This window comes from Enterobacter cancerogenus (assembly GCF_019047785.1).
Taxonomy (GTDB): domain Bacteria; phylum Pseudomonadota; class Gammaproteobacteria; order Enterobacterales; family Enterobacteriaceae; genus Enterobacter; species Enterobacter cancerogenus.
Genome location: NZ_CP077290.1, coordinates 2,890,263 through 2,916,565 on the forward strand (window position 1 = coordinate 2,890,263; position 26,303 = coordinate 2,916,565).

Here is a 26,303-nt window from a genome sequence, read left to right on the forward strand (position 1 = left end):
TACCCGCGCAGTGGAGCATGATGATGCAGTTCTCTAAAATGCATGGCCTTGGCAACGATTTTATGGTCGTCGACGCGGTAACGCAGAATGTCTTTTTCTCCCCGGAGCTGATCCGCCGCCTGGCAGATCGGCATCTGGGCGTGGGGTTTGATCAGCTGCTGGTGGTCGAGCCGCCGTACGATCCCGACCTCGATTTTCACTATCGCATTTTCAACGCGGACGGCAGCGAAGTGTCACAGTGCGGCAACGGCGCACGCTGCTTTGCCCGCTTTGTCCGCCTGAAAGGGTTGACCAACAAACGCGATATTCGCGTCAGCACGGCAAACGGTCGGATGGTGTTAAGCGTCACTGACGACGAGCTGGTGCGCGTGAATATGGGCGAGCCAAACTTCGAGCCTTCCGCCGTGCCGTTTCGCGCGAACAAAGCGGAAAAGACCTATATCATGCGGGCTGCCGAGCAGACAGTATTGTGCGGCGTCGTCTCGATGGGTAACCCGCACTGCGTGATTCAGGTGGATGATGTTGAAACCGCTGCGGTTGAAACGCTCGGCCCGGTGCTTGAGAGCCACGACCGTTTTCCTGAGCGGGCCAATATCGGTTTTATGCAGGTGGTGAAGCGCGAGCACATCCGTTTGCGGGTTTACGAACGCGGCGCGGGCGAAACCCAGGCCTGCGGAAGCGGTGCCTGTGCGGCGGTTGCCGTCGGCATCTCCCAGGGGTTACTGGCAGAAGAGGTTCGCGTGGAATTACCGGGCGGTCGTCTTGATATCGCCTGGAAAGGACCGGGTCAGCCACTGTATATGACAGGCCCGGCGGCACATGTCTATGACGGGTTTATCCATCTATGAAACAACCAGGGGAAGAACTGCAGGAAACGGTGATGGAGCTGGACGACAGCGCTGTTGTTGATTATCTGCTGAACAATCCTGAGTTCTTTATTCGCAATGCACGCGTCGTCGAACAGATGCGTGTGCCACATCCGGTACGGGGTACGGTGTCGTTGGTCGAATGGCACATGGCACGTGCGCGCAACCACATCCATCAGCTCGAAGAGAACATGACGATGCTCATGGAGCAGGCCAACAACAACGAGAGCCTGTTCTATCGGCTGTTGAACCTGCAGGCGCGTCTGGCCTCGGCGCACAGCCTTGATGAGTTCCTGAGCCGCTTTCATCGCTGGGCGCGCGAGCTGGGTCTGGCGGGCGCAACGATTCGTCTTTTCCCCGACCGCTGGCGTATCGGCGCGCCGTCCGGGTTTACCCATCTGGCGCTGAGCCGCCAGGCATTTGAACCGCTACGTATTCAGCGCCTCGGGCATGAACATCACTATCTCGGGCCGCTAAACGGACCAGAACTGCTGGTGGTACTGCCGGAAGCGAAAGCCATTGGCTCGGTGGCGATGTCACTGATGGGCCGTGAAGGCGACCTGGGCGTCATCCTGTTTACCAGCCGCGATGCTCATCACTATGAGCAAGGCCAGGGCACGCACCTGCTGCAGGAAATTGCGCTCATGCTGCCCGAGCTGCTGGAGCGCTGGATTGAACGCATATGACGGATGCCCTGCTTGCCACCGACGTCACGCGCTTTTTGCGCTATCTCGGTGTAGAACGCCAGCTTAGCCCTGTTACGCTGCTGAACTATCAGCGTCAGCTTGATGCCATCATGCAGATTGCCGGTGAAATCGGCCTGAAAAGCTGGCAACAATGTGACGCCGCGACGGTGCGCGGGTTTGTGGTGCGTAGCCGTAAAAAAAAGTTAAGCCCTGCGAGCCTGGCGCTGCGCCTCTCTGCGTTACGCAGCTTTTTCGACTGGCTGGTCAGCCAGGGCGTCTTAAAAGCCAATCCGGCAAAAGGCATTGCCACGCCAAAAGCCCCGCGCCATCTGCCTAAAAATATCGATGTGGATGATGTGAATCGTCTGCTGGATATCGATCTTAACGATCCGCTGGCCGTGCGTGACCGCGCGATGCTGGAGGTGATGTACGGTGCCGGGCTGCGTTTGTCCGAATTGGTTAACCTCGACCTGAAACACCTCGATCTTGAATCCGGCGAAGTGTGGGTGATGGGCAAAGGCAGCAAAGAGCGCCGCCTGCCGATTGGCCGCAACGCGGTTTCGTGGATTGAACACTGGCTGGATCTGCGTGGGCTGTTTGGCGCGGAAGAAAATGCGCTATTTCTGTCGAAGCTCGGCAAGCGTATCTCGGCGCGTAACGTGCAGAAGCGTTTTGCCGAGTGGGGCATCAAACAGGGGTTGAACAGCCACGTTCACCCACACAAGCTGCGCCACTCGTTTGCGACCCACATGCTGGAGTCGAGCGGCGATCTGCGCGGCGTGCAGGAGCTTCTCGGCCACGCCAATTTATCGACCACACAAATCTATACCCACTTAGACTTTCAGCACCTTGCCTCGGTGTATGACGCGGCGCATCCACGCGCCAAACGGGGGAAATAATGCGTTTTTACCGCCCACTCGGCCAGATTTCAGCACTCACGTTCGACCTTGATGACACTTTGTATGACAACCGTCCGGTGATATTGCGCACCGAGCAGGAGTCGCTGGCGTTTGTGCAAAACTACCATCCCGCATTGAAAACGATGCAGAACAAAGACTTCCAGCAGCTGCGTCAGTCCCTGCGCGAAACCGAGCCGGATATTTACCACGACGTGACCGAGTGGCGACGCCGTGCGGTTGAGCAGGCGATGCTCAACGCCGGGCTGAGCGCGCGCGACGCGGCGATTGGCGCTGACGCTTCGATGGCAAACTTCGCCAAATGGCGCAGCCGCATCGACGTGCCGCAGGAGACCCACGACACGCTGGCAAAACTGGCCGAAAAGTGGCCGCTGGTGGCCATCACCAACGGCAATGCCCAGCCCGAACTCTTTGGGCTTGGAGAGTATTTTCAGTTCGTGCTGCGCGCCGGCCCGCACGGGCGCTCGAAGCCGTTCAACGACATGTATCACCTGGCGGCGGAAAAGCTGAACCTGCCGCTCGGCGAAATCCTGCACGTTGGCGATGACCTGACCACGGACGTGGCGGGGGCGATCCGCTGTGGCATGCAGGCCTGCTGGATCAAGCCGGAAAATGCCGATCTGATGACCGCGTCCGACGGTCGTCTTCTGCCGCACATCGAAATTTCGCGGTTGGCATCCCTCACGACGCTGATATAATCATCAATTGTTCTGTATAAATTACCAGGGTTTTGCAGTTGGAGGCCCGGTAAGCGAAGCGCCAACGGGCGTTTTGCTCTGTTCCTGAATATTATGTGACGGTGCCAATGGACGTTTCTTACCTGCTCGACAGCCTTAATGACAAACAGCGTGATGCGGTAGCCGCAACGCGCACCAATATGCTGGTTCTGGCTGGAGCGGGCAGTGGTAAGACGCGCGTGCTGGTTCACCGCATCGCCTGGCTGCAGAGCGTGGAAAACTGTTCGCCATACTCCATTATGGCGGTGACGTTCACCAACAAAGCGGCAGCGGAGATGCGCCACCGTATCGCACAGCTGATGGGCAACAGCCAGGGCGGCATGTGGGTCGGGACCTTCCACGGCCTGGCTCACCGCCTGCTGCGCGCACACCATATGGACGCTAACCTGCCGCAGGATTTTCAGATCCTCGACAGTGAAGACCAACTGCGCCTGCTGAAGCGCCTGATCAAGGCGATGAATCTTGACGAGAAGCAGTGGCCGCCGCGTCAGGCAATGTGGTACATCAACGGTCAGAAGGACGAAGGCCTGCGCCCGCACCATATCCAGAGCTTTGGCAACCCGGTCGAGCAGACCTGGCAGAACGTTTACAAGGCCTATCAGGAAGCGTGCGATCGCGCCGGTCTGGTGGATTTTGCCGAGCTGCTGCTGCGCGCGCACGAGCTGTGGCTTAACAAGCCGCATATTCTCCAGCACTACCGCGAGCGCTTCACCAATATCCTGGTGGATGAATTCCAGGATACCAACAACATTCAGTACGCGTGGATCCGCCTGCTGGCGGGCGATACCGGCAAAGTCATGATCGTCGGCGATGATGACCAGTCTATCTACGGCTGGCGTGGGGCACAGGTGGAAAACATCCAGCGCTTCCTCAACGATTTCCCCGGTGCGCAAACCATTCGTCTGGAGCAAAACTACCGCTCAACCAGCAACATTCTGAGCGCGGCTAACGCCCTGATTGAGAACAACAACGGGCGTCTGGGCAAAAAGCTGTGGACCGACGGCGTCGACGGCGAGCCGATCTCACTTTACTGTGCGTTCAATGAACTCGACGAAGCCCGGTTCGTGGTGAACCGCATCAAGACCTGGCAGGACAACGGCGGCGCGCTGGAGCAGTGCGCCATTCTCTACCGCAGCAACGCCCAGTCGCGCGTGCTGGAAGAGGCGCTATTGCAGGTGAGTATGCCGTACCGTATTTACGGCGGGATGCGATTCTTCGAACGTCAGGAAATTAAAGATGCGCTGTCGTATCTGCGCCTGATCGCCAACCGTAACGACGACGCAGCGTTTGAACGCGTGGTCAATACGCCCACGCGCGGCATCGGCGATCGCACGCTGGACGTGGTGCGTCAGGCGTCGCGCGATCGTCAGCTTACGCTGTGGCAGGCGTGCCGCGAGCTGCTGCAGGAAAAAGCCCTCGCCGGACGTGCGGCCAGCGCGCTGCAACGCTTCCTTGAGCTGATAGACGCTCTTGCGCAGGAAACCGCCGATATGCCGCTGCACGTGCAGACCGACCGCGTCATTAAAGACTCCGGCCTGAGAACGATGTACGAGCAGGAGAAGGGCGAAAAGGGCCAGACCCGTATTGAGAACTTAGAGGAACTGGTGACGGCAACGCGCCAGTTCAGCTACAACGAAGAAGACGAAGATCTGATGCCGCTGCAGGCATTCCTCTCCCACGCCGCGCTGGAAGCAGGCGAAGGGCAGGCGGACACCTGGCAGGATGCGGTTCAGCTGATGACCCTGCACTCCGCGAAAGGCCTGGAGTTCCCGCAGGTGTTTATCGTCGGGATGGAAGAGGGGATGTTCCCGAGCCAGATGTCGCTGGATGAAGGCGGACGCCTGGAAGAAGAGCGTCGTCTGGCCTACGTGGGCGTGACGCGTGCGATGCAGAAGCTCACGCTCACCTACGCCGAAACCCGCCGCCTGTACGGTAAAGAGGTGTATCACCGTCCGTCGCGTTTTATCGGTGAACTGCCGGAAGAGTGCGTGGAAGAGGTACGCCTGCGCGCCAGCATCAGCCGTCCGGTCAGCCATCAGCGTATGGGTGCACCAATCTCCGAAAACGACACCGGGTACAAGCTGGGCCAGCGCGTGCGCCACTCGAAATTCGGGGAAGGCACTATTGTGAACCTTGAAGGCAGCGGTGAACACAGCCGCCTGCAGGTGGCGTTCCAGGGGCAGGGGATCAAATGGCTGGTGGCCGCGTATGCGAAGCTGGAAACTGTGTAACTTTCAGAAAAATATCACTATTTTGTAATAATCTGCTAGCCTTATACGCTGGAGGTCAATTAATGCCCTTCCGCGTTCCGTTGCGTGTTGACGCCGCAGTTATTGCTGGCGTAACATGCGCGCACGATTACGCTAAGAGGACATTCGCCTTGGACACACCCAGTAGATACTGGCTCAATTCCCTGTCATCCAGGAACAACTCCTAAGGCTATCTCCTCATGCTGATGGCCTTAGTGGTTGTCAGCGACCTGCATTATTCCCGTCGCGCTGAGTCAGGCTGTTTAATGGTCTGAAACCCAAATCGTTTCTGTGTGCCCACCGAACTGTCCGATATTTTTTGCATTGGGAGTCCCGGTCATGTTGAGCGCATTTCAACTCGAAAAAAACCGACTGACTCGGCTTGAAGCCGAAGAGTCACAGCCCCTCATTGATGCCGTATGGGTGGATCTGGTCGAGCCGGACGACGATGAACGCCTTCGCGTACAATCTGAGCTGGGGCAAAGCCTCGCGACCCGTCCGGAACTGGAAGATATCGAAGCATCTGCGCGTTTTTTTGAAGACGAAGACGGTCTGCACATTCACTCCTTCTTCTTCTTTGAAGACGCCGACGATCACGCGGGGAACTCCACCGTGGCGTTTACCATCCGCGATGGTCGCCTGTTTACCCTGCGCGAGCGTGAACTGCCTGCGTTTCGTCTTTACCGTATGCGCGCCCGCAGCCAGGCGATGGTCGACGGCAACGCTTACGAGCTGCTGCTCGACCTGTTCGAAACCAAAATTGAACAGCTGGCGGATGAGATTGAAAACATCTACAGCGACCTGGAAAAGCTGAGCCGCGTGATCATGGAAGGCCATCAGGGCGATGAATATGACGAAGCGCTGTCAACGCTCGCGGAGCTGGAGGATATCGGCTGGAAGGTGCGCCTGTGTCTGATGGATACCCAGCGCGCCCTGAACTTTTTGGTGCGTAAAGCGCGCCTGCCGGGTGGCCAGCTGGAACAGGCGCGTGAGATCCTGCGCGATATCGAATCCCTTCTGCCGCACAACGAATCCCTGTTCCAGAAGGTCAACTTCCTGATGCAGGCGGCGATGGGCTTTATCAACATCGAGCAGAACCGCATCATCAAGATCTTCTCGGTGGTATCCGTGGTGTTCCTGCCGCCTACGCTTGTGGCCTCAAGCTATGGGATGAACTTTGAGTTTATGCCGGAGCTCAAGTGGAGCTTTGGCTACCCGGGGGCGATTATTTTTATGATCCTCGCCGGGCTGGCGCCGTATCTGTACTTTAAACGGAAGAACTGGCTTTGAGGATCCGCCCGGTGGCGCTACGCTTACCGGGCCTACAGAACGTGTAGGCCGGATAAGGCGCAGCTGCCATCCGGCAAAAAGGCGCTACAAGCCTTTACGCACCCTGCGCTGGGTATAAATTGCATCCGCCACGAAAATCGCCAGTGCGACCCAGATGAAGGCGAACGTCACCATCTTATCCGCACCCGGCACTTCGCCGTAAAACACCACCGCCAGCAGAAACATCAGCGTCGGGCCGATGTACTGGAAGAAGCCGAGCGTCGAGAGGCGCAGGCGCGTTGCTGCGCCGGTGAAGCACAGAAGCGGGATCGTGGTGACCACGCCCGCCGCCATCAGCAGAACGTTCAGCGTCCAGGGGTTATTGCCCATGTGGCTGGTGGCGCTGTCGGCAATGCCAAACAGGTAAATCGCGGCCACTGGCAGCAGCCACAGGGTTTCGAACAGCATACCGGTTTGCGCTTCAACGGCGATTTTCTTACGTACCAGCCCGTAGAACGCAAAGCTGAACGCCAGGCCTAAGGCGATAACCGGCAGCGAGCCGAAGGTCCAGAGCTGAACCAGCACGCCGCAGAAGGCCAAAATCACGGCCACCCACTGCATCCGGCGGAAGCGCTCGCCGAGGAAAATCATCCCCAGCACAATATTCACCAGCGGGTTAATAAAGTAGCCGAGGCTGGCTTCGAGCATGTGATGGTTATTCACCGCCCAGATAAACAGCAGCCAGTTGCCGCCAATCAGTACGGCAGACAGCGCCAGCAGAAAGACCTTCTTCGGCGTTTTCAGGAGCGTTTTAACGCCTGACCACTGACGGCTAACGCTCATCAGCGCGATCATAAAGAAAAACGACCAGATCACGCGGTGAGTGAGGATCTCATCGGCGGGCACATAGTGGATAAATTTGAAATAAGCAGGCGCGATGCCCCAAATAAAATAAGCGGCAAGGGCGAGTAAAACGCCCTGCCGCGTCTGTTTAGCATCCATCAGGATAATCCGTTACAAAGTAGTGAGGCGATTTTACGCGATTTTGCCGTTTCAACCCACCATATAAGTGGCCGTTGCGCTGGCGATATACAGGTGTTCTTCGTTATGTAACTCGACGCGGGCGACGGCCACTTTGTTGCCCGCACGGAGCAGGCTGCTGGTGCAGGTGAAGCGGTTTCCGCGCCCCGGACGCAGGTAGTCGACGCGTAAATCGATGGTTCCCATGCGCGATAAACGCTGACGCAGTTCATCCTCGTTAATGGTGTCATGGCGCGTCAGCGTACTGCCAACGCAGACCAGGCCTGCCGCGACGTCCAGCGCGGAAGCAATCACGCCGCCGTGCAATATGCTTTGCGCCCAGTTGCCCACCATCATCGGCTGATTATTGAAGCTCAGCTGGGCAAAGGCTTTCTCATAACGCTCCAGCTCCAGTCCAAGCGCACGGTTAAACGGCATGTGGTAAACAAAAATCTCGCCCACAAGTTTCAAAGCTTCGTCGGCGGTAAGCGTGGCAGACATGAGAAACGGCATCCTTATTGTTAATAAAATGTTGATTTTATGCTTCTGCAATAAGGAATTCCACTTTCAGAAACGAACAGGCGGAAGTTGGCGCGGAAGTATGTAGAATGTCCGGCACATAACTATTCACTCATTCTATATCTTTGCAGGAGAACACCACCGATGCGGACGTATCTGGGTTGGTTAATTGCGGCGGTTTCGCTGCCCCTCACAGCCTATGCGCAGGAAGCCACGGTTAAAAAGGTGCACGATGCGCCAGCCGTTCGCGGCAGTATCATCGCCAACCTGCTTCAGGAGCATGACAATCCGTTCACCCTTTATCCGTATGACACCAACTACGTCATTTACACCCAGACCAACGATCTCAACAAAGAGGCGATAAGTTCTTACAACTGGTCGGATAATGCGCGTAAAGACGAAGTGAAGTTCCAGCTAAGCCTCGCGTTTCCGTTCTGGCGCGGCATCGCCGGGCCTAACTCGGTGCTCGGTGCCTCTTATACCCAGAAATCCTGGTGGCAGCTCTCTAACCGTGGAGAATCGTCGCCGTTTCGTGAAACCAACTACGAGCCGCAGCTGTTCCTCGGCTTCGCAACCGATTATGAGTTTGCCGGCTGGACCCTGCGTGACGTTGAATTCGGTTTCAACCATGATTCCAACGGCCGTTCCGATCCCACCTCACGCAGCTGGAACCGCGCCTATACACGCCTGATGGCGCAGAACGGCAATTTCATGGTGGAAGTCAAACCGTGGTACGTCGTGGGCGATACCGACGATAACCCGGATATCACCAAATATATGGGTTACTATCAGCTTAAGGTTGGCTATCAGATCGGTGACGCAGTGCTGAGCGCTAAAGGCCAATACAACTGGAACACCGGCTACGGTGGCGCAGAACTGGGCTTAAGCTATCCTATGACCAAACACGTGCGCCTCTACACCCAGGTTTACAGCGGTTACGGCGAGTCGCTTATCGATTACAACTTCAACCAGACCCGCGTCGGTGTGGGCGTGATGTTAAACGATATTTTCTAAGAGTAAGTACTTGCATTGCGTTTGCCGGGCCTGCAAGAGGAAATTGTAGGCCCGGTAAGCGTAGCGTCACCGGGCGTTACCGGGAGCTGGCTCTGGCGGCATTAATCGCAGCATCATCAAAAATATGTTGTTCGTAATTATGGGTGACATCTCTTACCCGATAAATTTTCCAGCTTTTATCCTCCTGCCTGAGCCAGACCATGAGTTGCAGCGGCTTTGTCTCCCCAATCCCAATATAAACCGGAAGGACTGCTCCGCCCGGCTGCATCACTGCTTTACCCACCTCCAGTTGCTCTATCCATTCTGGTGCGTAATCCTGACAGTAGGTGAAATAATCGGCTTCCAGGATCTCCTGTTCATAAATTTGGTGGATCTCAGCTATCCGGAACCTCGTCCCGGAAGAGACAAATTTTCTGAGAAGCGGGGAATCATCGGCGAGCGGAGAGTGTGCTGCATCCGCAGGATCAAAATTGGCGAATGCCTGAAGGTATTGCTGATAAAACGATCGCGTCGCTGCTTCTGGCGTGTCGTTCTGCTGATGAGTGCAGCCGGGCAACATAAGGATAAGCACGACGATCAACAGTCTATTTAACATCATCTTTTCCTGTAGATTTTATGTGGTGGGCGATTTGCTCTGTAGCCTGGCCCTGCCCACATATCATGCTGTCTGGCGTAATCCGATGCTTTTACAGGATTCCACTTCATACATTATCCATTTGAATTGTATAAGAATGAATAATTAACGCCTAAATCCCTCATGTGCGTTAAGCATTATGTGTCATTGAAATTATCTATAAATCAATCGATTACCTCTTTTCTGTGAATGTTTCTTTGGGCAGGGATTGTTAGATAAAGCGAGACGCGTAACCCGATGCTAGCGGCCTCGCAAATTTCCATATAGCGTCAAAACCAAGTCGATATTCTTCAGCCGAGCGTTTATCATGCTCATCCTTCGGGTTGATTTTTTGCTCGTTCAAGTTTTATTTCTGGCATATGGGGTTAATGTGGCGCAGGCGGAAGTATTGAATCAGGAGTCGCTGGCTAAACAGGTTTTGCATGAAACCTTTGGCTACCAGCAGTTCCGCCCCGGCCAGGAAACCATCATTGAAACCGTGCTGGAAGGCCGCGATTGTCTGGTGGTCATGCCGACCGGCGGCGGTAAATCGCTCTGCTATCAGGTACCCGCGCTGGTGCTTAACGGCCTGACGGTGGTGGTATCGCCCCTTATCTCGCTGATGAAAGACCAGGTTGACCAGCTGCTTGCCAACGGCGTGGCGGCGGCCTGTCTTAACTCCACGCAGACCCGCGAACAGCAGCAGGACGTCATGGCTGGCTGCCGTAACGGGCAGATCCGCCTGCTGTACATCGCGCCGGAACGCCTGATGCTGGATAACTTCCTCGATCACCTGGCGCACTGGAATCCGGTGCTGCTGGCGGTGGATGAAGCGCACTGTATCTCCCAGTGGGGTCACGATTTCCGTCCGGAATATGCCGCGCTTGGCCAGCTGCGTCAGCGCTTCCCCGAGCTGCCGTTTATGGCGCTCACCGCCACCGCCGATGACACCACCCGCCTTGATATCGTTCGGCTGCTGGGCCTTAACGATCCGTTTATTCAGGTCAGCAGCTTCGACCGCCCGAACATCCGCTACATGCTGATGGAGAAGTTCAAACCGCTGGATCAGCTCTTACGCTACGTCCAGGAGCAGCGCGGCAAGTCGGGCATCATCTACTGCAACAGCCGTGCGAAGGTGGAAGACACCGCCGCGCGTCTGCAAAACCGTGGCTTTAGCGCCGCGGCCTATCATGCCGGGTTAGAAAACCACATCCGCGCCGACGTGCAGGAAAAATTCCAGCGCGACGATCTGCAAATCGTCGTCGCCACGGTGGCGTTCGGTATGGGGATTAACAAGCCCAACGTGCGCTTTGTGGTGCATTTCGACATTCCGCGCAATATCGAATCCTACTATCAGGAAACGGGCCGCGCCGGGCGTGACGGCCTGCCTGCGGAAGCGATGCTGTTTTACGATCCGGCGGATATGGCGTGGCTGCGCCGCTGTCTGGAAGAGAAGCCCCAGGGCCAGCTGCAGGATATCGAGCGCCACAAGCTCAATGCGATGGGCGCGTTTGCCGAAGCGCAAACCTGCCGTCGTCTGGTGCTGCTCAACTACTTTGGCGAAGGGCGACAGGAGCCGTGCGGCAACTGCGATATCTGCCTCGATCCACCGAAGCAGTACGATGGCCTGATGGACGCGCGCAAGGCGCTCTCAACCATCTACCGCGTGAATCAGCGCTTCGGGATGGGCTACGTGGTGGAAGTGCTGCGTGGCGCGAACAACCAGCGTATCCGTGATATGGGCCACGACAAGCTACCCGTCTACGGCATCGGCAAAGACCAGAGCCACGAGCACTGGGTCAGCATTATCCGCCAGCTGATCCACATGGGGTTCGCCACGCAAAACATTGCTCAACACTCCGCGCTTCAGCTTACCGAAGCGGCGCGTCCGGTGCTGCGCGGTGAAATTGAACTCAAGCTCGCCGTGCCGCGCGTTATTGCTCTGAAGCCGCGTGTGATGCAGAAATCCTACGGCGGAAACTATGACCGCAAGCTGTTCGCCAAGCTGCGTAAGCTGCGTAAAGCCATTGCCGACGAAGAGAACATTCCGCCTTATGTGGTCTTTAACGACGCAACGCTGATAGAGATGGCCGAGCAGATGCCGCTCAGCGCCGGTGAAATGCTCAGCGTTAACGGTGTCGGCACGCGCAAGCTCGAGCGATTCGGCAAGGAGTTTATGGCGCTTATTCGCTCTCATGCCGATGGTGATGATGAGGAGTAGTCAGCCGGCCAAAAAAGTGCCAGTATGATGACTCACTGTATTATTTTCCCGCGAGCTAATTATGTTAATGCTATTTCTCACCGTGGCATTAGTGCACATCGTTGCGCTGATGAGCCCCGGCCCTGACTTTTTCTTCGTATCGCAAACTGCCGTCAGCCGCTCCCGCAAAGAGGCGATGATGGGCGTACTCGGCATTACCATGGGTGTCATGGTGTGGGCGGCGGTGGCGCTGCTTGGCCTGAACCTGATTCTGGCGAAGATGGCCTGGCTGCATAACATCATCATGGTCGGCGGCGGCCTGTATCTGTGCTGGATGGGCTACCAGATGCTGCGCGGCGCGCTGAAGAAAGAAGAGAAAAAGCCGGAAGAGCCGAAGGTAGAACTGGCGACCGGCGGCCGCAGCTTTGTGAAAGGGCTGCTGACCAACCTGGCGAACCCGAAGGCGATTATCTATTTCGGTTCCGTGTTCTCGCTGTTCGTGGGCGATAACGTCGGCGCAGGCGCGCGCTGGGGGATCTTCCTGCTGATCGTGGTAGAAACTTTTGCGTGGTTTACCGTGGTCGCCAGCCTGTTTGCGTTACCGGCCATGCGCCGCGGCTACCAGCGCATCGCGAAGTGGATCGACGGCTTTGCCGGCGCGCTGTTCGCCGGCTTTGGCATCCACCTTATCATTTCCCGCTAAGCATGACGCGCTGACGCAAGCAGCGCGCCCACCAGCATAAACAGCGAACCAAATACCTTGTTCAGGGCCTTCATCTGTTTAGGCCCTTTAATCCACGCCGCAATCCGCTGGGCCAGCGTCGCGTAGCCAATCATCACGATGATATCGACAATGATGGTCGTCGCGCCGAGCACCACATACTGCATCACCTGTGGCTGATGCGGCACGATAAACTGCGGGAACAGGGCGGCAAGAAAGACGATGCTTTTCGGGTTAGTCAGGTTCACAAAAACCGCCCGTTTAAACAGACGGCCACGGGTTTGCGTCTGGGCGAGCGTGTTCAGGTCAATCGAGCCTGCCGCGCGCCACTGCTGAATACCCAGCCAAATCAGGTATGCCGCACCGGCCCATTTCAGCACCTCAAATGCCAGCACCGAGCGGGAGAACAGCGTTCCCAGACCAATCCCCACCAGCATGATGTGGATGCCCAGCCCGGTTTGTAAACCGGCAATAGAGGCAACCGCGCCGCGATACCCGTGGTTAATAGAGGTGGTCATGGTGTTGATGGCGCCAGAGCCAGGGGAAAGGCTGAGGATGATGGATGTCAGCAGGTACGCGAACCACCACTCGAAGGTCATTTGAAGCTCCCGAATCGTCTGTTTTTATGCCACAATACGCTATTGTTGAGTCATTTTGTGACCGGTTACGAAAAAACGATATTCCTTGGCTTACGGGGGTGGAAACCCGATGTTTCAGCAGAAAAAGGACTGGGAAACTCGAGAAAACGCATTTGCTGCTTTCTCTATGGGGCCGCTGACCGACTTCTGGCGTCAGCGTGAGGAAGATGAGTTTACGGGCGTGGGTGATGTTCCGGTACGTTTCGTGCGTTTTCGCAACGAGAAAAACGATCGTGTGGTTGTCGTCTGTCCCGGACGCATCGAGAGCTATGTTAAATATGCGGAACTGGCCTATGACCTGGTTCACACCGGTTTTGATGTTCTGATCATCGATCACCGCGGGCAGGGGCTTTCCGGGCGCATGTTGCCGGACACCCATCGCGGCCACGTGGATAATTTCAGCGATTATGTCGACGATTTGGCCGCCTTCTGGCAGCAGGAAGTGGAGCCGGGCCCGTGGCGTAAGCGCTATATCCTGGCGCACTCTATGGGTGGCGCTATCTCTACGCTCTTTTTGCAACGCCATGAACACCAGTGCGATGCCATTGCGCTGACCGCGCCGATGTATGGCATTGTCATTCGTTTTCCTGACTGGATGGTGCGCCACATTCTCGACTGGGCTGAGGGCCATCAGCGCATTCGAGAGGGGTATGCCATCGGCACAGGGCGGTGGCGTGCGCTGCCGTTTGCCATCAACGTGCTGACCCACAGCCGGCAGCGCTATCGCCGTAATCTGCGTTTTTATGCCGATGAACCACGCTTGCGCGTCGGTGGCCCTACCTGGCACTGGGTGCGGGAAGGTATCCTTGCGGGTGAACAGGTGCTGGCAGGCGTGGCGAATGACGCCACCCCGACATTGTTAATCCAGGCGGAAGAGGAGCGTGTGGTCGATAACCGCATGCATGACCGCTTTTGTGAACTGCGCGCCGCCGCCGGACACCCTTGTGAAGGGGGTAAACCGCTGGTCATAAACGGCGCGTACCATGAGATCCTTTTCGAAAAGGACGACATGCGCTCAGTCGCGCTTAACGCCATCGTTGAATTTTTCAACAGGCATAACTGATTCTTGTTTTTTTACCAGAGGTTGAAATCCCTATGTACCAGGTTGTCGCATCTGATTTAGATGGCACGCTGCTTTCGCCCGACCACACCCTGTCGCCTTACGCGAAAGAGACCTTAAAACTCCTGACCGCCCGTGGCGTGAACTTTGTGTTCGCCACTGGCCGCCACCACGTAGACGTGGGGCAGATCCGCGATAACCTGGAGATCAAAGCCTACATGATTACCTCCAACGGTGCGCGCGTGCACGACACCGATGGCAACCTGATCTTTACCCATAACCTCGACCGCGACATCGCCACCGACCTCTTCGGCGTGGTGAACAACAACCCGAATATCGTCACCAACGTGTACCGTGACGACGAGTGGTTTATGAACCGCCACCGCCCGGACGAGATGCGTTTCTTCAAGGAAGCCGTGTTTAACTACTCCCTGTACGAACCGGGCCTGCTGGATCCGGAAGGGATCAGCAAAGTGTTCTTTACCTGCGAAAACCACGAAGAGCTGCTGCCGCTGGAGCAGGCGATTAATGCGCGCTGGGGCGACCGGGTGAACGTCAGCTTCTCAACGCTGACCTGTCTGGAAGTGATGGCGGGCGGGGTCTCTAAAGGCCATGCGCTGGAAGCGGTAGCCAAACGTCTGGGCTTCGGGCTGAAAGACTGTATCGCCTTTGGCGACGGCATGAACGATGCTGAGATGCTCTCTATGGCGGGCAAAGGCTGCATCATGCAGAACGCGCACCAGCGCCTGAAAGATCTGCATCCTGAGCTGGAAGTCATCGGTACCAACGGCGACAACGCGGTGCCGAAGTACCTGCGCAAACTGTTTCTTGAATAATCTTCATTCGGTTATTTATTGCTCAGTCGTCAACTAAAGAGTTCGCTACAATGCCTGTCCTTCTTTCTGAGAGACAAGCATTGTGGCGCTACTCATTATCACCACCATCCTGTGGGCCTTCTCCTTTAGCCTGATTGGCGAATACCTTGCCGGTTCGGTCGACAGCTACTTCTCGGTGCTGATGCGCGTGGGGCTGGCGGCGCTGGTGTTCCTGCCGTTTCTGCGCACGCGCGGGCAAACGCTGAAAACTCTTCTGCTGTACATGCTGGTGGGCGCGATGCAGCTCGGCATCATGTATCTGTTCAGCTTCCGGGCCTACGTTTACCTGTCCGTCTCGGAATTCCTGCTCTTTACCGTGCTTACGCCGCTGTACATCACGCTGATCTACGATCTGCTCAGCAGGCGTCGTCTGCGCTGGGGATATCTGCTAAGCGCTGCGCTGGCGGTCGTGGGGGCGGCGATTATTCGTTATGACAAAGTAAGCGATCACTTCTGGACCGGGCTGATGTTCGTCCAGCTTGCCAATATCAGCTTTGCCATCGGCATGGTGGGCTACAAGCGCCTGATGGAGACCCGCCCGATGCCGCAGCACAACGCCTTTGCCTGGTTCTATATGGGCGCGGCAATCGTTGCGGTAGCGGCGTGGTTTATGCTCGGCAATCCGCAGAAGCTGCCGACCACGTCGCTACAGTGGGGCGTTCTGGTATGGCTGGGCGTGGTCGCGTCCGGGCTGGGTTACTTCATGTGGAACTACGGCGCGACCCAGGTCGACGCCGGTACGCTGGGGATCATGAACAACGTTCACGTGCCTGCCGGGCTGCTGGTCAACCTGGCGATCTGGCAGGAACAGCCGCACTGGCCGAGCTTCATTATTGGGGGAGCAGTGATCCTGGCTTCGCTGTGGGTGCATCGCCGTTGGGTCGCTCCGCGCTCCGCACAAACGGAAGATGGTCGCACGCGTGGTTCCGCGTTGAGCGAATAAACGCTTCCGTAATCGGCTGACGCTGCTCGCCATCGCGCACGGCGGCGTACAGCCGGCTCCACAGTCCTTCACCCAGGGTTTTGGTCACCACCAGGCCCTGGCGTTCAAAACTCTCCACCACCCAGTGCGGCAGCGCCGCGATGCCCATTCTGGCGGCAACCATCTGAATCAACAGCAGGGTGTTATCCACGCTTTTCAGCTGTGGGCTGATGCCCGCTGGCTGGAGGAAATGACGCCAGATATCCAGTCGGCTGCGCTGAACCGGGTAAATCAGCAGCGTTTCCGTGGCCAGGTCTTCAGGGCTGATGCGCGTTTTGGCGGCCAGCGGATGGTCCGGGGCCAGCACCAGACGCACCTCGAAATCAAACATCGGGGAATAGTGCAGCCCGCTGCGCGGCAGTATGTCCGAGGTCATCACCAGATCCAGCTCGCCCTGCTGGAGCGAAGGCTGAGGATCAAACGTCACGCCGGAGGTAAAGTCCATCTCCACCTGCGGCCACTTCTGGCGGAAGTTCTCAAGCGCGGGGGTCAGCCACTGAATACAGCTGTGGCACTCAATGGCGATGCGCAGCCTGGTCTGCTGCGGCTCGTTGCAGGACTGCAGGGCGCTCGCAATCTGCGGCAGCACCTGATTCGCGAGCTGGAGCAGAATTTCACCCTGCGGCGTAAAGCGCAGCGGCTGGCTCTTACGCACAAACAGACGAAAGCCAAGGCGTTGTTCCAGATCGCTGAACTGGTGAGAAAGTGCGGACTGGGTCTGATGCAGCGTGGCCGCCGCCGCCGCGAGTGAACCGCAGTTCCGCAACGCTTGTAGCGTTTTCAGGTGTTTTATCTCGATCATGAAAGTCCTTCACTTCGCCATGAACAATTTGCGCTTGAGGAATATACAGTACCTGCCAATTATAGATGTGTAAACATCTGGACGTCTAAATAACGAATTTCACAAGGGGCACACCATGACAATCCGTAATCACACTCTCGGTTTCCCTCGCGTTGGTCTGCGTCGCGAGCTGAAAAAAGCGCAGGAAAGCTACTGGGCGGGCAACCTCAGCCGTGAAGAATTGCTGGCAACGGGCCGCGAGCTGCGCGCACGTCACTGGGACCAGCAGAAAGACGCAGGCATTGACCTGCTGCCCGTGGGCGATTTCGCCTGGTACGACCATGTTCTGACCACCAGCCTGCTGCTTGGCAACGTGCCGGCTCGTCATCAGAACAGCGATGGATCGGTAGATATCGACACCCTGTTCCGCATTGGCCGTGGCCGTGCGCCAACGGGTGAGCCAGCGGCAGCGGCGGAAATGACCAAATGGTTCAACACCAACTATCACTATATGGTGCCTGAGTTTGTGAAAGGTCAGCAGTTCAGACTGACCTGGACCCAGCTTCTGGATGAAGTGGACGAAGCGCTGGCGCTGGGGCATCAGGTGAAACCTGTCCTGCTGGGGCCGGTGACGTACCTGTGGCTGGGCAAGGTCAAAGGCGAGCCGTTCGACCGTCTGAGCCTGCTGAACGACATTCTGCCGGTCTACAAACAGGTGCTGATTGAGCTGGGTAAACGCGGTATTCAGTGGGTACAAATCGATGAGCCTGCGCTGGTACTGGAGCTGCCGCAGGCGTGGCTGGATGCCTTCAAGCCGGCATATGCCGCGCTTACCGGGCAGGTGAAGCTGCTCCTGACCACCTATTTTGAAGGTGTCACGCCGAACCTGAATACCATTACCGCGCTGCCGGTGCAGGGCCTGCACGTTGACCTGGTCCACGGCAAAGACGATGTGGTAGCGCTGCACAAACGCCTGCCGGAAGAGTGGCTATTATCCGCAGGCCTGATCAACGGTCGTAACGTCTGGCGCGCCGATCTGACCGAGAAATATGCACAAATTAAAGACATTGTCGGGAAACGTGAGCTGTGGGTCGCATCGTCCTGCTCGCTGCTGCACAGCCCCATCGACCTGAGCGTTGAAACCCGTCTGGATGCGGAAGTGAAAAGCTGGTTTGCCTTTGCCCTGCAGAAATGCCAGGAGCTGGCCCTGCTGCGCGACGCCCTTAACAGCGGCAACACGGCGGCGATTGCCGAATGGAGCGCCCCGATTCAGGCGCGTCGTCACTCGTCCCGCGTTCACAACCCGGCGGTAGAGAAACGCCTGGCGGCCATTACCGCCCAGGACAGCCAGCGTCAGAGCGCCTATGAGGTACGTGCTGAAGCCCAGCGTGCCCGCTTTAACCTGCCTGCCTGGCCGACCACCACTATCGGCTCGTTCCCGCAGACGACTGAAATCCGCGGTCTGCGTCTCGACTTCAAAAAGGGCAAACTGGACGCCAGCCACTACCGCACCGGTATCGCTGAGCACATCAGGCAGGCGATTACCGAGCAGGAGCGTCTCGGCCTGGACGTGCTGGTTCACGGCGAAGCCGAGCGTAACGACATGGTGGAGTATTTCGGCGAGCATCTCGACGGTTTCGTCTTTACCCAGAACGGCTGGGTCCAGAGCTATGGCTCCCGCTGCGTGAAGCCGCCGGTGGTGATCGGCGATATCAGCCGCCCGGAAGCGATCACCGTGGAGTGGGCGAAGTACGCCCAGTCGCTGACCGACAAGCCGGTGAAAGGCATGCTGACCGGCCCGGTGACCATTCTATGCTGGTCTTTCCCGCGGGAAGACGTTAGCCGCGAAACCATCGCGAAGCAAATCGCGCTGGCGCTGCGTGACGAAGTGGCGGACCTCGAGGCGGCGGGCATCGGCATCATCCAGATTGATGAACCGGCGCTGCGTGAAGGCCTGCCGCTGCGCCGCAGCGACTGGGACGCCTATCTGAAGTGGGGCGTGGAGGCATTTCGCATCAACGCTGCCGTGGCGAAGGACGACACGCAGATCCACACCCACATGTGTTACTGCGAGTTTAACGACATCATGGACGCTATCGCCGCGCTGGACGCCGACGTGATCACCATTGAGACTTCACGCTCGGACATGGAGTTGCTGGAATCGTTCGAGGAGTTTGATTACCCGAATGAAATCGGGCCGGGCGTGTACGACATTCACTCGCCAAACGTGCCCAGCGTGGAGTGGATTGAGTCTCTGCTGAAGAAGGCCGCCCAGCGCATTCCGGCAGAGCGCCTGTGGGTGAACCCGGACTGCGGCCTGAAAACCCGCGGCTGGCCGGAAACCCGAAGCGCCCTGGCAAACATGGTGAAGGCGGCGCAAAACTTGCGTCAGGGGTAAGCTTAAGCCTTTCACGCCGCCTGACATCGCGCTCAGGCGGCATTTTCCGTCAATGCAATCCGCTTACCTGCTGTGTCAAAGAGGTGCAGATGGGCCTCCTGCACGGTCAGTGTTATAGGCTGCTGCGCAGGCAGACTCAGCTGCTGGAAGGATTTCAGACACACGGCGTGGCCCGCCACATCCAGCCACACCAGCGTTGAATCCCCCTGCAGTTCGCATAACCGCGTTTTTCCGCTGAGGCTAAACTCCCCCGGTTGCTGATAACGCAGGTGTTCAGGGCGGATCGCGACAAACACTGACTCCCCCTCCTGAATGCCTGCGGGCTGACGGGAAAGTGCAAAGACGGTATCTGGATCGATATGCAATGCGCCCTGCTGCCAGACGGCGGGTAACATATTGATTTTTGGCGTGCCGATAAATTCTGCCACGAAGCGGTTGGCCGGGGCGTTGTACAGCTCAAGCGGCGTTCCCGTTTGCTCAATATTACCTTTACACATCACCACGATACGGTCGGCCAGCGTCATCGCTTCGACCTGATCGTGCGTGACGTAAATCATGGTGTTTTTCAGGGTGTTGTGGAGCTGCTGGATCTCCTGGCGCATTTCAACCCGCAGCGCGGCGTCCAGGTTAGAAAGCGGTTCGTCAAACAGGAATAGCGCGGGCTGCTGGACAATAGAACGACCTATCGCCACGCGCTGGCGCTGGCCGCCGGAAAGGTGTTGCGGAAGCCTGTCGAGCAGTTCGTCCAGCCTGAGCATGGCGGCGGCATGGTTGATGCGCTGCGCAATGTCGGCCTCCGGGGTGTGGATATTGCGCAAGCCAAAGGCGAGGTTCTCCCGCACGGTCATATGCGGGTAAAGGGCGTAGGACTGGAAAACCATCGACAGGCTCCGCTTGCCCGCCGCCAGGTGGGTGACATCCTCATCCCCCATCATCAGCATGCCGCTGTCGGGCGCCTCTAACCCCGCAATCATGCGCAGCAGCGTCGATTTCCCACACCCGGAGGGGCCAACGAGAACGATAAATTCTCCCGATGCTATCTCCAGCGACAGATCCGCCACGATGACGTTTTTATCGTACTTTTTATGAATATGCCGTAATGACAGAGAGGTCATAACGTCTCCTTAGCCGCTTGCAGGGCAGAAATCAGCATCAGTACTTCATGGGTTTTATGGACAAGCAGGGCGGCATCTCCCCGCGTTTCAACATTAAGGCGAACCAGCGGCTCGGTATTGGAGGCGCGCAGGTTAAAACGCCAGTCTGCGAAAGCCAGGCTCAGGCCGTCACAGTCGTCGCGTCCGGAGGCGGACGGGGCATAGTGCGCTGCGACGTCATGGAGAAGAGCAGCGGGCTCGTTGACCGTCAGGTTGATCTCGCCAGACACCGGATAGCGGGCCTGCGCGTGGCGCATCAGGTGAGAGAGCGGTTGCGCGTCTGCGCCCAGGATCTGGAGCATCAGGACCAGCGGGATCATACCGCTATCGCAGTAGCCGAAATCGCGAAAATAGTGATGGCCACTCATCTCGCCGCCGTAAATGGCGTTTTCCCTTCGCATCCGGGCTTTGATGAAGGCATGCCCGGTTTTACTGACGATGGCGGTGCCGCCGCAGCGTGCAACGACGTCGAGCGTGTTCCAGATTAAGCGGGGGTCAAGAATGATGCGGCTGCCCGGATAGCGCCGCAGAAAATATTCGGCAAACAGCCCCACCAGATAATAGTTCTCAACGTAATCTCCGCGCTCGTCGAAGAAAAAACAGCGATCGAAATCACCGTCCCAGGCGATGCCAGCATCGGCGTGATGTTCGATGACGGCCTGCCGGGTGCTTTGCCGGTTTTCCGGCAGCATGGGGTTGGGTACGCCAGCGGGAAAACGGCCATCTGGCTGGTGATGAATACGGATAAACTCGACCGACACGCCCGCACGCTTTAAGCCTGCATCAAGTGCATCCAGCGCCGGACCTGCGGTGCCGTGCCCGGCGTTGACCACCAGGCGTAACGTGCGTTTCGGGGGCGCCGTGAGAACTCGCAGCAGGCAGTTCACCCAGGCCGGGCGATTGTCGAAGGGAAAAACGCCTCCACGACGCACGCAGGGGGGAAAGCGGTTTTGCTCCGCCAGCGCTTTGATCTCCAGCAAACCGTTGTCATTACTGATTGGGCGCGCCTCAAGACCAACCAACTTAAAGCCGTTGTATTGAGCGGGATTGTGGCTCGCCGTTACCTGGATCCCTCCGTCTGCTCGCAATTCCCGGGTGGCGAAATAGACCTCTTCCGTACCGGTCATGCCCAGGTCGATGACCTCGACGCCGCCTGCGGTAAGCCCGTCGATGAGAGCCGTTTTTAGCGCCTCCGAACTGAGGCGGACATCAGCCCCTACCACCACGCGCCGGGGATGTAGCCAAATGGCATACGCCCGTCCGATGCGACGCGCAATGTCAGGCGTGAGATTGACGTTAACTTCGCCACGAATGTCATATGTTTTAAAGCACGTTAGTTCATCCATAGTTCACTCTTATCTTAAGCAGGGTAATCTCATGCCGTATCTCGCTCGATCAGCTGGTGTTCCAGCGCAACGTGGGTGACAGGGCCATTGTTCAGAAGCAGATCAACCGCGATTTCACCTTTACGTTCGGCATTCTGCGCGACGGTGGTCAGCCCAGGCCCGTTGAACTGCCGGGCGGTATTGTCGAACCCGGTAATGGCGACCCGGTCGGGTATAGCAAGCCGCTGCCGCTGGCAATAATTCACCGCACCGATGGCAAAACGGTCGGATAAGCAGATCAGCGCCGTAATGTCCGGGTGTGCCGTCAGCAATGCTTCTGCTGCCTGTTCGCCGTGCAGCTCATCGTGATGGGTTTCACACAGCCAGCAGCAGTCAAGCGCAATACCCTGCTGTTGAAACGCGTCGCGGCAGGCATTCACGCGGGTCAGCATGAGTTGGTTATCGCCCGTCACGGGGTGCGTCAGAGGGCGTATCCCGCGCGTGTTCGGGTGAGAAGGGAAGGCAATAATGCCGAAATGGCGATGGCCTTTTTTGATCAGATAGTTGGCGATATCACGCATGGCACGCGTGTTATCCACCGACACGCTGCTGAACTGCGGAAGCTGAAAATCGAGCGTCACTACCGGCAGATTGCGGGCCAATGTTTGTTGAATGATGGCGGCGCTGTTATGCGTGGCGTTGAGAATATACCCGTCCACCAGGGTAGTGAGCGATGACGGCCCCTTTTGAAGCGGGATCAGAACCAGATTAATATTACGGTCTTCGCAGCGGGTCGCGATGCCGCGCATCAGGCTGACGTCATGCGGATCGATAAAGACATAGCTCATGGCATCGTTAAAAATGACGCCGATGGCGCCGGATTTTCCGGTGCGTAAAGCCCGGGCAAGTTTATCCGGCCCCTGAAATCCCACCTGGCGGGCGTGGCCGAGTATCCTTTCACGTAATTCAGTTGACAGCTTTTCGGGATTATTCCACGCGTTGGACACCGTGGTATGTGAAATACCTATCTCCGCGGCCAGCGATTTAATCGTCACATTTTTATTCTTTATTTTGCTAAATGAGTTAGGCATTTAATATTCATGTAAATTATTTATAGGGTGTAATTAACGTAATAATAACGGCTGAGTTTATCGTTAAATATAAATAGTTTTGTGATTTGTTTAACGTTAAACATAAAAAAGGGGTGATAGCTTACGCACCATTCACAGAGGGCAGCAGTGAGCGATTAACACTTATCGACGTCAGGGAGATATAACGTGAGAGTTGCAGAAGCAGCGAAATTAATAGCATCGATAATATTGCTTTTTTTTCTTACCGGTTGCGGGCCTGATGATAAAAAAGAGACACCGTCCGGGGCACGCGAATCAATCAAAATGTGGGTTACTCCTACCGTCAATGAAGAAGCGTTCTGGAGTAAAATAGTTGCCGAATGGAATAAAGATCCCGCCCATATGCCCGTCGAATTTACCGCTATTCCTGCTGCAAACAGTTCAGAAGAAGCGATAATGAACGCACTGGCATCAGGTACTGAGCCGGATATTTCTACCAATATATTTATTGGCTTTGCCAGCCAGCTTGTTGATGTCGGGCAGATAGAAGATTTATCCAAAATGCCGGGTTTTCAGGAAACGATTCAGAAACGGCAGATGGCTTCTCTGCTGCCAGCATGGGAATTAAACGGCAAACAAACGGTGCTGCCGGTATATATCAATCCGATTGTCTGGTGGTGGCGCGGCGATTTACTGAAGCGATACGGCTTTGATCGGGTGCCGGTACGCTATGATGAACTTTACACGCTGGCGAAACGTCGTGCGGCGGATAATCACGGCTATGTGATACAGCTTACGGCGGGTAAAAACTGGTGGGAGCGCTGGTTCGACTTCATTCCGCTGTTTTACGCCCAGAGCCAGGGCAAGCCGTATCTTATCGACAAAAAACCTGCGTTGACCACGCCTGCTGGCGAGGCGGTGCTGACCTTTATGGGCAACGTATTTGCTAATAAGTGGAGCAGCTACGACTTCACGTCCGCTGAGGATCCGCTCGCCACGGGGCAGGTCATTGCCTCAGCGCGCGGGCCGTGGGATTTAGCCCGCTATCGCAAGCAGTATCCGGACATTTTAAAAACGATTCAGATTGGCCCGATGCTGACCGAGAAGGGCATTGAACACCCGCATACGTTCGGCGACAGTAAAGGCCTGGTGATCTTCAGCTCCAGCAAGCGCAAGGAGCAGGCCTGGCAGTTTATGCAGTGGGTCTTCAGTAACCCGGAACATGACCGGCTGTGGCTTGAGTTGACAGGGATGCCGCCCGCCCGCGCGGATTTAATGAGTAATCCACTCTTTGTCAGTTACTTCAAACAAAATCCGCTTGAGAAACAGATTGCCTCCTGGGTGGACGTTGCCCTGCCTCCTGCGGCCACAAACCAGACGACAGAAGTCCAGCGCAGCATGACGCAGATGCTCGAGCGCGTAATATTCAAAACCAGTACGCCTGCCGACGCGCTGAAACAATCTCAGCAGGAAATCAACGCCCTCGCGGGCCAGTAGGGGGCATAATGGCTGGATATGAATCCCGAACCGGAGGCCTGCTGGCCTCCACCTGGATCGGCTATTCGCTGCTGTTCTGGTTTTACCCTCTTGCCTGGCTGGTGGTTTTGAGCGTGACCCGCTGGCAATTTATTGGCGTGCCGCAATTTACGGGGTTGCAGAATATTATTGGCGTGCTGCACGATACGCTATTCTGGACATCCATGTGGAACATCTGCCGCTTTTTAATGTGGTATATCCCAATCGTGTTTGTTGCCGCTCTGCTTTTTGCCGCCGGCTTACGCAGAATTCATTATGGAAGGGGATTTATCGCTTTAAGTTTTCTGCTGGCAAATATCTCGTCTGGGGTGGCGTATTCGATTGTCTTTTCCCGCCTGTTTAATGAATACGGCCCGGTTAACCGATTATTGTCGGCCTGGTTTGGGATTTCCGTGCCGTGGTTTACCAACCCTGACTGCGCGATGCTATCCATTGCGCTTATCGTGACGTGGAAATTTGTCGGCTATTACGGGTTAATTCTCTATTCCGGTATGCAGGCTATTCCAGCAGATATTTACAGTGCGGCCATTCTTGATAAAACCGGGCGTTTTCAGACAGGGTGGGCAATAACGCTACCAATGATGAATCCGCAAATTGTGATGGTTATGGTGCTGGCGATTACGGTGGCATTCAGTATTTTTACCGAGCCGTATCTCATTACCGGTGGCGGGCCACTGAACAGTACGACCAGTCCCATGGTGGTGATGTACGAAGCCGCGTTTCAAAATATGAAACCCACCTGGGCCGCGGCCATGTCGATTATTGTCGCTGCCTGCAGTTTTCTGATGATTTGGCTATTTCGTCGGTTATTCGAAAAGCACATTGAGATTGTATGAATGAAAAAACTCACGCCCCTGAGCCTGTTAATTCATGCGCTGATGTTTGTTCTGGCGTTAAGCTGGCTCTATCCGTTCGTCTGGATGGTGGTGTCATCCCTGAAGCCCACGGCGCAGATTTACACCACGGATCTCTTTTCAGGCACGCTGACGCTTGAGAATTACACCTTCCTTTTTGATAACAGCAACCGGGCAGATAAACCGTTTCTGCGCACGCTGTTTAACTCGCTTTTCGTCTCCGTCACCGTGACCGCGAGCGTGACCGTCACCTCCATGCTGGTGGGCTATGCGCTGGCAAAAACAGAATTTTGGGGCAAAAACGCTTTCCGTAATCTGTTGATAGTGCAGATGGTTTTTCCGGTTTTCATGTTCATCATTCCGCAGTTTGTACTGATGCGAGAACTGGGGCTGATCAACCGTTACAGCGCCATGATCCTGCCTTATGCCATGAGCGCCTGGGGGATCTTTATGGTGTCCCAGAGCTTCAAGGGCACGCCCAACGATTACCTGTACGCCGCGCGTCTGGATCATGCCAGCCTGTGGGCCATTCTGCGTCACGTCATGATGCCGCTGAACAAGTCCATTCTGGCAATCGTGGCGTTATTTACCTTCTCAAGCTCGTGGGACAACTTCCTCTGGCCGCTGATTGTCATGCGCGATGCCGACAAAATGCCGTTTTCGGTACTGTTGGCCACCTTCAGTAAATCCTACGGCGTTTATCTGGGGCCAGTGATGGCGGGGGCCGTGGTGCAAATGCTGCCGGTCATCGTGCTGTTTATCCTGTTCCGGAAATATTTCCTGCAGGGCATGTCGTTATCACTGAAATAAGGAACGTAC

Annotated in this window: 25 protein-coding genes; 17 read left to right on the forward strand and 8 right to left on the reverse strand. The window is 56.4% G+C overall.

The window, feature by feature from the left end; genetic code table 11:
* Nucleotides 1-23 precede the first annotated feature (23 nt).
* The 7 genes from dapF to corA all read left to right on the forward strand — a co-directional run bounded on the left by dapF (nucleotide 24) and on the right by corA (nucleotide 6,745).
* Nucleotides 24-848, forward strand: a complete 825-nt coding sequence (gene dapF, locus I6L58_RS13620) for a diaminopimelate epimerase (RefSeq protein ID WP_042322730.1) — start codon at nucleotides 24-26, stop codon at nucleotides 846-848.
* Nucleotides 845-1,552 carry a DUF484 domain-containing protein gene (locus I6L58_RS13625; protein WP_088209479.1) on the forward strand — a complete coding sequence of 236 codons (708 nt, stop codon included), beginning with the start codon at nucleotides 845-847 and terminating at the stop codon, nucleotides 1,550-1,552. Before dapF ends, I6L58_RS13625 begins: the two co-directional genes overlap by 4 nt.
* A complete protein-coding gene (gene xerC / locus I6L58_RS13630; protein WP_088209480.1) occupies nucleotides 1,549-2,451 on the forward strand; it encodes a tyrosine recombinase XerC in 903 nt (300 codons plus the stop codon). The genes I6L58_RS13625 and xerC overlap by 4 nt, the downstream gene beginning before the upstream one ends.
* Nucleotides 2,451-3,167 (forward strand): 5-amino-6-(5-phospho-D-ribitylamino)uracil phosphatase YigB, encoded by a 717-nt coding sequence (gene yigB, locus I6L58_RS13635; protein ID WP_006179240.1) that lies wholly within the window; start codon nucleotides 2,451-2,453, stop codon nucleotides 3,165-3,167. Before xerC ends, yigB begins: the two co-directional genes overlap by 1 nt.
* A 107-nt stretch (nucleotides 3,168-3,274) precedes the next feature.
* A complete protein-coding gene (uvrD, locus tag I6L58_RS13640) occupies nucleotides 3,275-5,437 on the forward strand; it encodes a DNA helicase II (RefSeq protein ID WP_088209481.1) in 2,163 nt (720 codons plus the stop codon).
* Between the two features lie 149 nt (nucleotides 5,438-5,586).
* Nucleotides 5,587-5,643 (forward strand): YsgD/CorL family protein, encoded by a 57-nt coding sequence (gene ysgD / locus I6L58_RS13645; RefSeq protein WP_212743980.1) that lies wholly within the window; start codon nucleotides 5,587-5,589, stop codon nucleotides 5,641-5,643.
* A 151-nt stretch (nucleotides 5,644-5,794) separates the two neighbouring features.
* A complete protein-coding gene (gene corA / locus I6L58_RS13650) occupies nucleotides 5,795-6,745 on the forward strand; it encodes a magnesium/cobalt transporter CorA (protein ID WP_006179243.1) in 951 nt (316 codons plus the stop codon).
* Between the two features lie 84 nt (nucleotides 6,746-6,829).
* Here corA and rarD read toward each other — a convergent pair whose 3' ends face one another.
* Together rarD and yigI are read right to left on the reverse strand one after the other, a co-directional pair.
* Entirely contained in the window at nucleotides 6,830-7,726 is an 897-nt protein-coding gene (rarD, locus tag I6L58_RS13655) for an EamA family transporter RarD (protein WP_006179244.1), read from the reverse strand.
* Between the two features lie 51 nt (nucleotides 7,727-7,777).
* Nucleotides 7,778-8,245: an acyl-CoA thioesterase YigI gene (yigI, locus tag I6L58_RS13660; RefSeq protein ID WP_088209482.1), complete on the reverse strand. Its 468-nt coding sequence runs from the start codon at nucleotides 8,243-8,245 to the stop codon at nucleotides 7,778-7,780.
* Between the two features lie 162 nt (nucleotides 8,246-8,407).
* Here yigI and pldA point away from each other — a divergent pair, with 162 nt between their 5' ends.
* The gene (gene pldA / locus I6L58_RS13665; protein ID WP_006179246.1) at nucleotides 8,408-9,277 is read left to right on the forward strand and encodes a phospholipase A; all 870 of its coding nucleotides are present in this window, start codon (nucleotides 8,408-8,410) and stop codon (nucleotides 9,275-9,277) included.
* A gap of 76 nt (nucleotides 9,278-9,353) precedes the next feature.
* On the opposite strand, the gene I6L58_RS13670 is transcribed toward pldA, so the two are convergent.
* Nucleotides 9,354-9,875, reverse strand: a complete 522-nt coding sequence (locus I6L58_RS13670; protein WP_088209483.1) for a YbjP/YqhG family protein — start codon at nucleotides 9,873-9,875, stop codon at nucleotides 9,354-9,356.
* Nucleotides 9,876-10,281: 406 nt separating this feature from the next.
* Here I6L58_RS13670 and recQ point away from each other — a divergent pair, with 406 nt between their 5' ends.
* Both recQ and rhtC read left to right on the forward strand, forming a co-directional pair.
* A complete protein-coding gene (gene recQ, locus I6L58_RS13675) occupies nucleotides 10,282-12,111 on the forward strand; it encodes an ATP-dependent DNA helicase RecQ (protein ID WP_058610829.1) in 1,830 nt (609 codons plus the stop codon).
* 61 nt (nucleotides 12,112-12,172) lie between these two features.
* Nucleotides 12,173-12,793 carry a threonine export protein RhtC gene (rhtC, locus tag I6L58_RS13680; RefSeq protein ID WP_006179256.1) on the forward strand — a complete coding sequence of 207 codons (621 nt, stop codon included), beginning with the start codon at nucleotides 12,173-12,175 and terminating at the stop codon, nucleotides 12,791-12,793.
* On the opposite strand, the gene rhtB is transcribed toward rhtC, so the two are convergent.
* Nucleotides 12,790-13,410: a homoserine/homoserine lactone efflux protein gene (rhtB, locus tag I6L58_RS13685; RefSeq protein ID WP_088209484.1), complete on the reverse strand. Its 621-nt coding sequence runs from the start codon at nucleotides 13,408-13,410 to the stop codon at nucleotides 12,790-12,792. The genes rhtC and rhtB overlap by 4 nt on opposite strands.
* 109 nt (nucleotides 13,411-13,519) lie before the next feature.
* On the opposite strand from rhtB, the gene pldB reads away from it, so the two are divergent.
* The 3 genes from pldB to I6L58_RS13700 all read left to right on the forward strand — a co-directional run bounded on the left by pldB (nucleotide 13,520) and on the right by I6L58_RS13700 (nucleotide 16,327).
* A complete protein-coding gene (gene pldB / locus I6L58_RS13690; RefSeq protein ID WP_006179259.1) occupies nucleotides 13,520-14,512 on the forward strand; it encodes a lysophospholipase L2 in 993 nt (330 codons plus the stop codon).
* Nucleotides 14,513-14,544: 32 nt separating this feature from the next.
* Complete coding sequence (yigL, locus tag I6L58_RS13695) at nucleotides 14,545-15,345, forward strand: sugar/pyridoxal phosphate phosphatase YigL (protein ID WP_006179260.1); 801 nt, start codon at nucleotides 14,545-14,547, stop codon at nucleotides 15,343-15,345.
* A gap of 82 nt (nucleotides 15,346-15,427) precedes the next feature.
* Entirely contained in the window at nucleotides 15,428-16,327 is a 900-nt protein-coding gene (locus I6L58_RS13700; protein WP_006179261.1) for a carboxylate/amino acid/amine transporter, read from the forward strand.
* Here the strand turns inward: I6L58_RS13700 and metR are convergent.
* Nucleotides 16,215-17,168, reverse strand: a complete 954-nt coding sequence (gene metR / locus I6L58_RS13705; protein WP_006179262.1) for an HTH-type transcriptional regulator MetR — start codon at nucleotides 17,166-17,168, stop codon at nucleotides 16,215-16,217. The two genes, I6L58_RS13700 and metR, sit on opposite strands and share 113 nt — an antisense overlap.
* A gap of 115 nt (nucleotides 17,169-17,283) precedes the next feature.
* Between metR and metE the strand changes: the two genes are divergently transcribed.
* Nucleotides 17,284-19,545, forward strand: a complete 2,262-nt coding sequence (gene metE / locus I6L58_RS13710) for a 5-methyltetrahydropteroyltriglutamate--homocysteine S-methyltransferase (RefSeq protein ID WP_088209485.1) — start codon at nucleotides 17,284-17,286, stop codon at nucleotides 19,543-19,545.
* Nucleotides 19,546-19,577: 32 nt separating this feature from the next.
* On the opposite strand, the gene I6L58_RS13715 is transcribed toward metE, so the two are convergent.
* Genes I6L58_RS13715 through I6L58_RS13725 form a run of 3 tightly spaced genes read right to left on the reverse strand, consistent with a single transcriptional unit; the run spans nucleotide 19,578 to nucleotide 23,115 of the window.
* A complete protein-coding gene (locus I6L58_RS13715) occupies nucleotides 19,578-20,660 on the reverse strand; it encodes an ABC transporter ATP-binding protein (protein ID WP_088209486.1) in 1,083 nt (360 codons plus the stop codon).
* Nucleotides 20,657-22,045 carry a phosphohexomutase domain-containing protein gene (locus I6L58_RS13720; RefSeq protein WP_088209487.1) on the reverse strand — a complete coding sequence of 463 codons (1,389 nt, stop codon included), beginning with the start codon at nucleotides 22,043-22,045 and terminating at the stop codon, nucleotides 20,657-20,659. The genes I6L58_RS13715 and I6L58_RS13720 overlap by 4 nt, the downstream gene beginning before the upstream one ends.
* 29 nt (nucleotides 22,046-22,074) lie before the next feature.
* The gene (locus I6L58_RS13725) at nucleotides 22,075-23,115 is read right to left on the reverse strand and encodes a LacI family DNA-binding transcriptional regulator (RefSeq protein WP_088209488.1); all 1,041 of its coding nucleotides are present in this window, start codon (nucleotides 23,113-23,115) and stop codon (nucleotides 22,075-22,077) included.
* A gap of 186 nt (nucleotides 23,116-23,301) precedes the next feature.
* On the opposite strand from I6L58_RS13725, the gene I6L58_RS13730 reads away from it, so the two are divergent.
* The 3 genes from I6L58_RS13730 to I6L58_RS13740 are packed head-to-tail and all read left to right on the forward strand — an operon-like array spanning nucleotide 23,302 to nucleotide 26,294.
* Complete coding sequence (locus I6L58_RS13730) at nucleotides 23,302-24,591, forward strand: ABC transporter substrate-binding protein (RefSeq protein ID WP_088209489.1); 1,290 nt, start codon at nucleotides 23,302-23,304, stop codon at nucleotides 24,589-24,591.
* 8 nt (nucleotides 24,592-24,599) lie between these two features.
* Nucleotides 24,600-25,466, forward strand: a complete 867-nt coding sequence (locus I6L58_RS13735) for a carbohydrate ABC transporter permease (RefSeq protein ID WP_006179268.1) — start codon at nucleotides 24,600-24,602, stop codon at nucleotides 25,464-25,466.
* The gene (locus tag I6L58_RS13740) at nucleotides 25,467-26,294 is read left to right on the forward strand and encodes a carbohydrate ABC transporter permease (protein ID WP_088209490.1); all 828 of its coding nucleotides are present in this window, start codon (nucleotides 25,467-25,469) and stop codon (nucleotides 26,292-26,294) included.
* The last annotated feature ends 9 nt before the right edge of the window (nucleotides 26,295-26,303 follow it).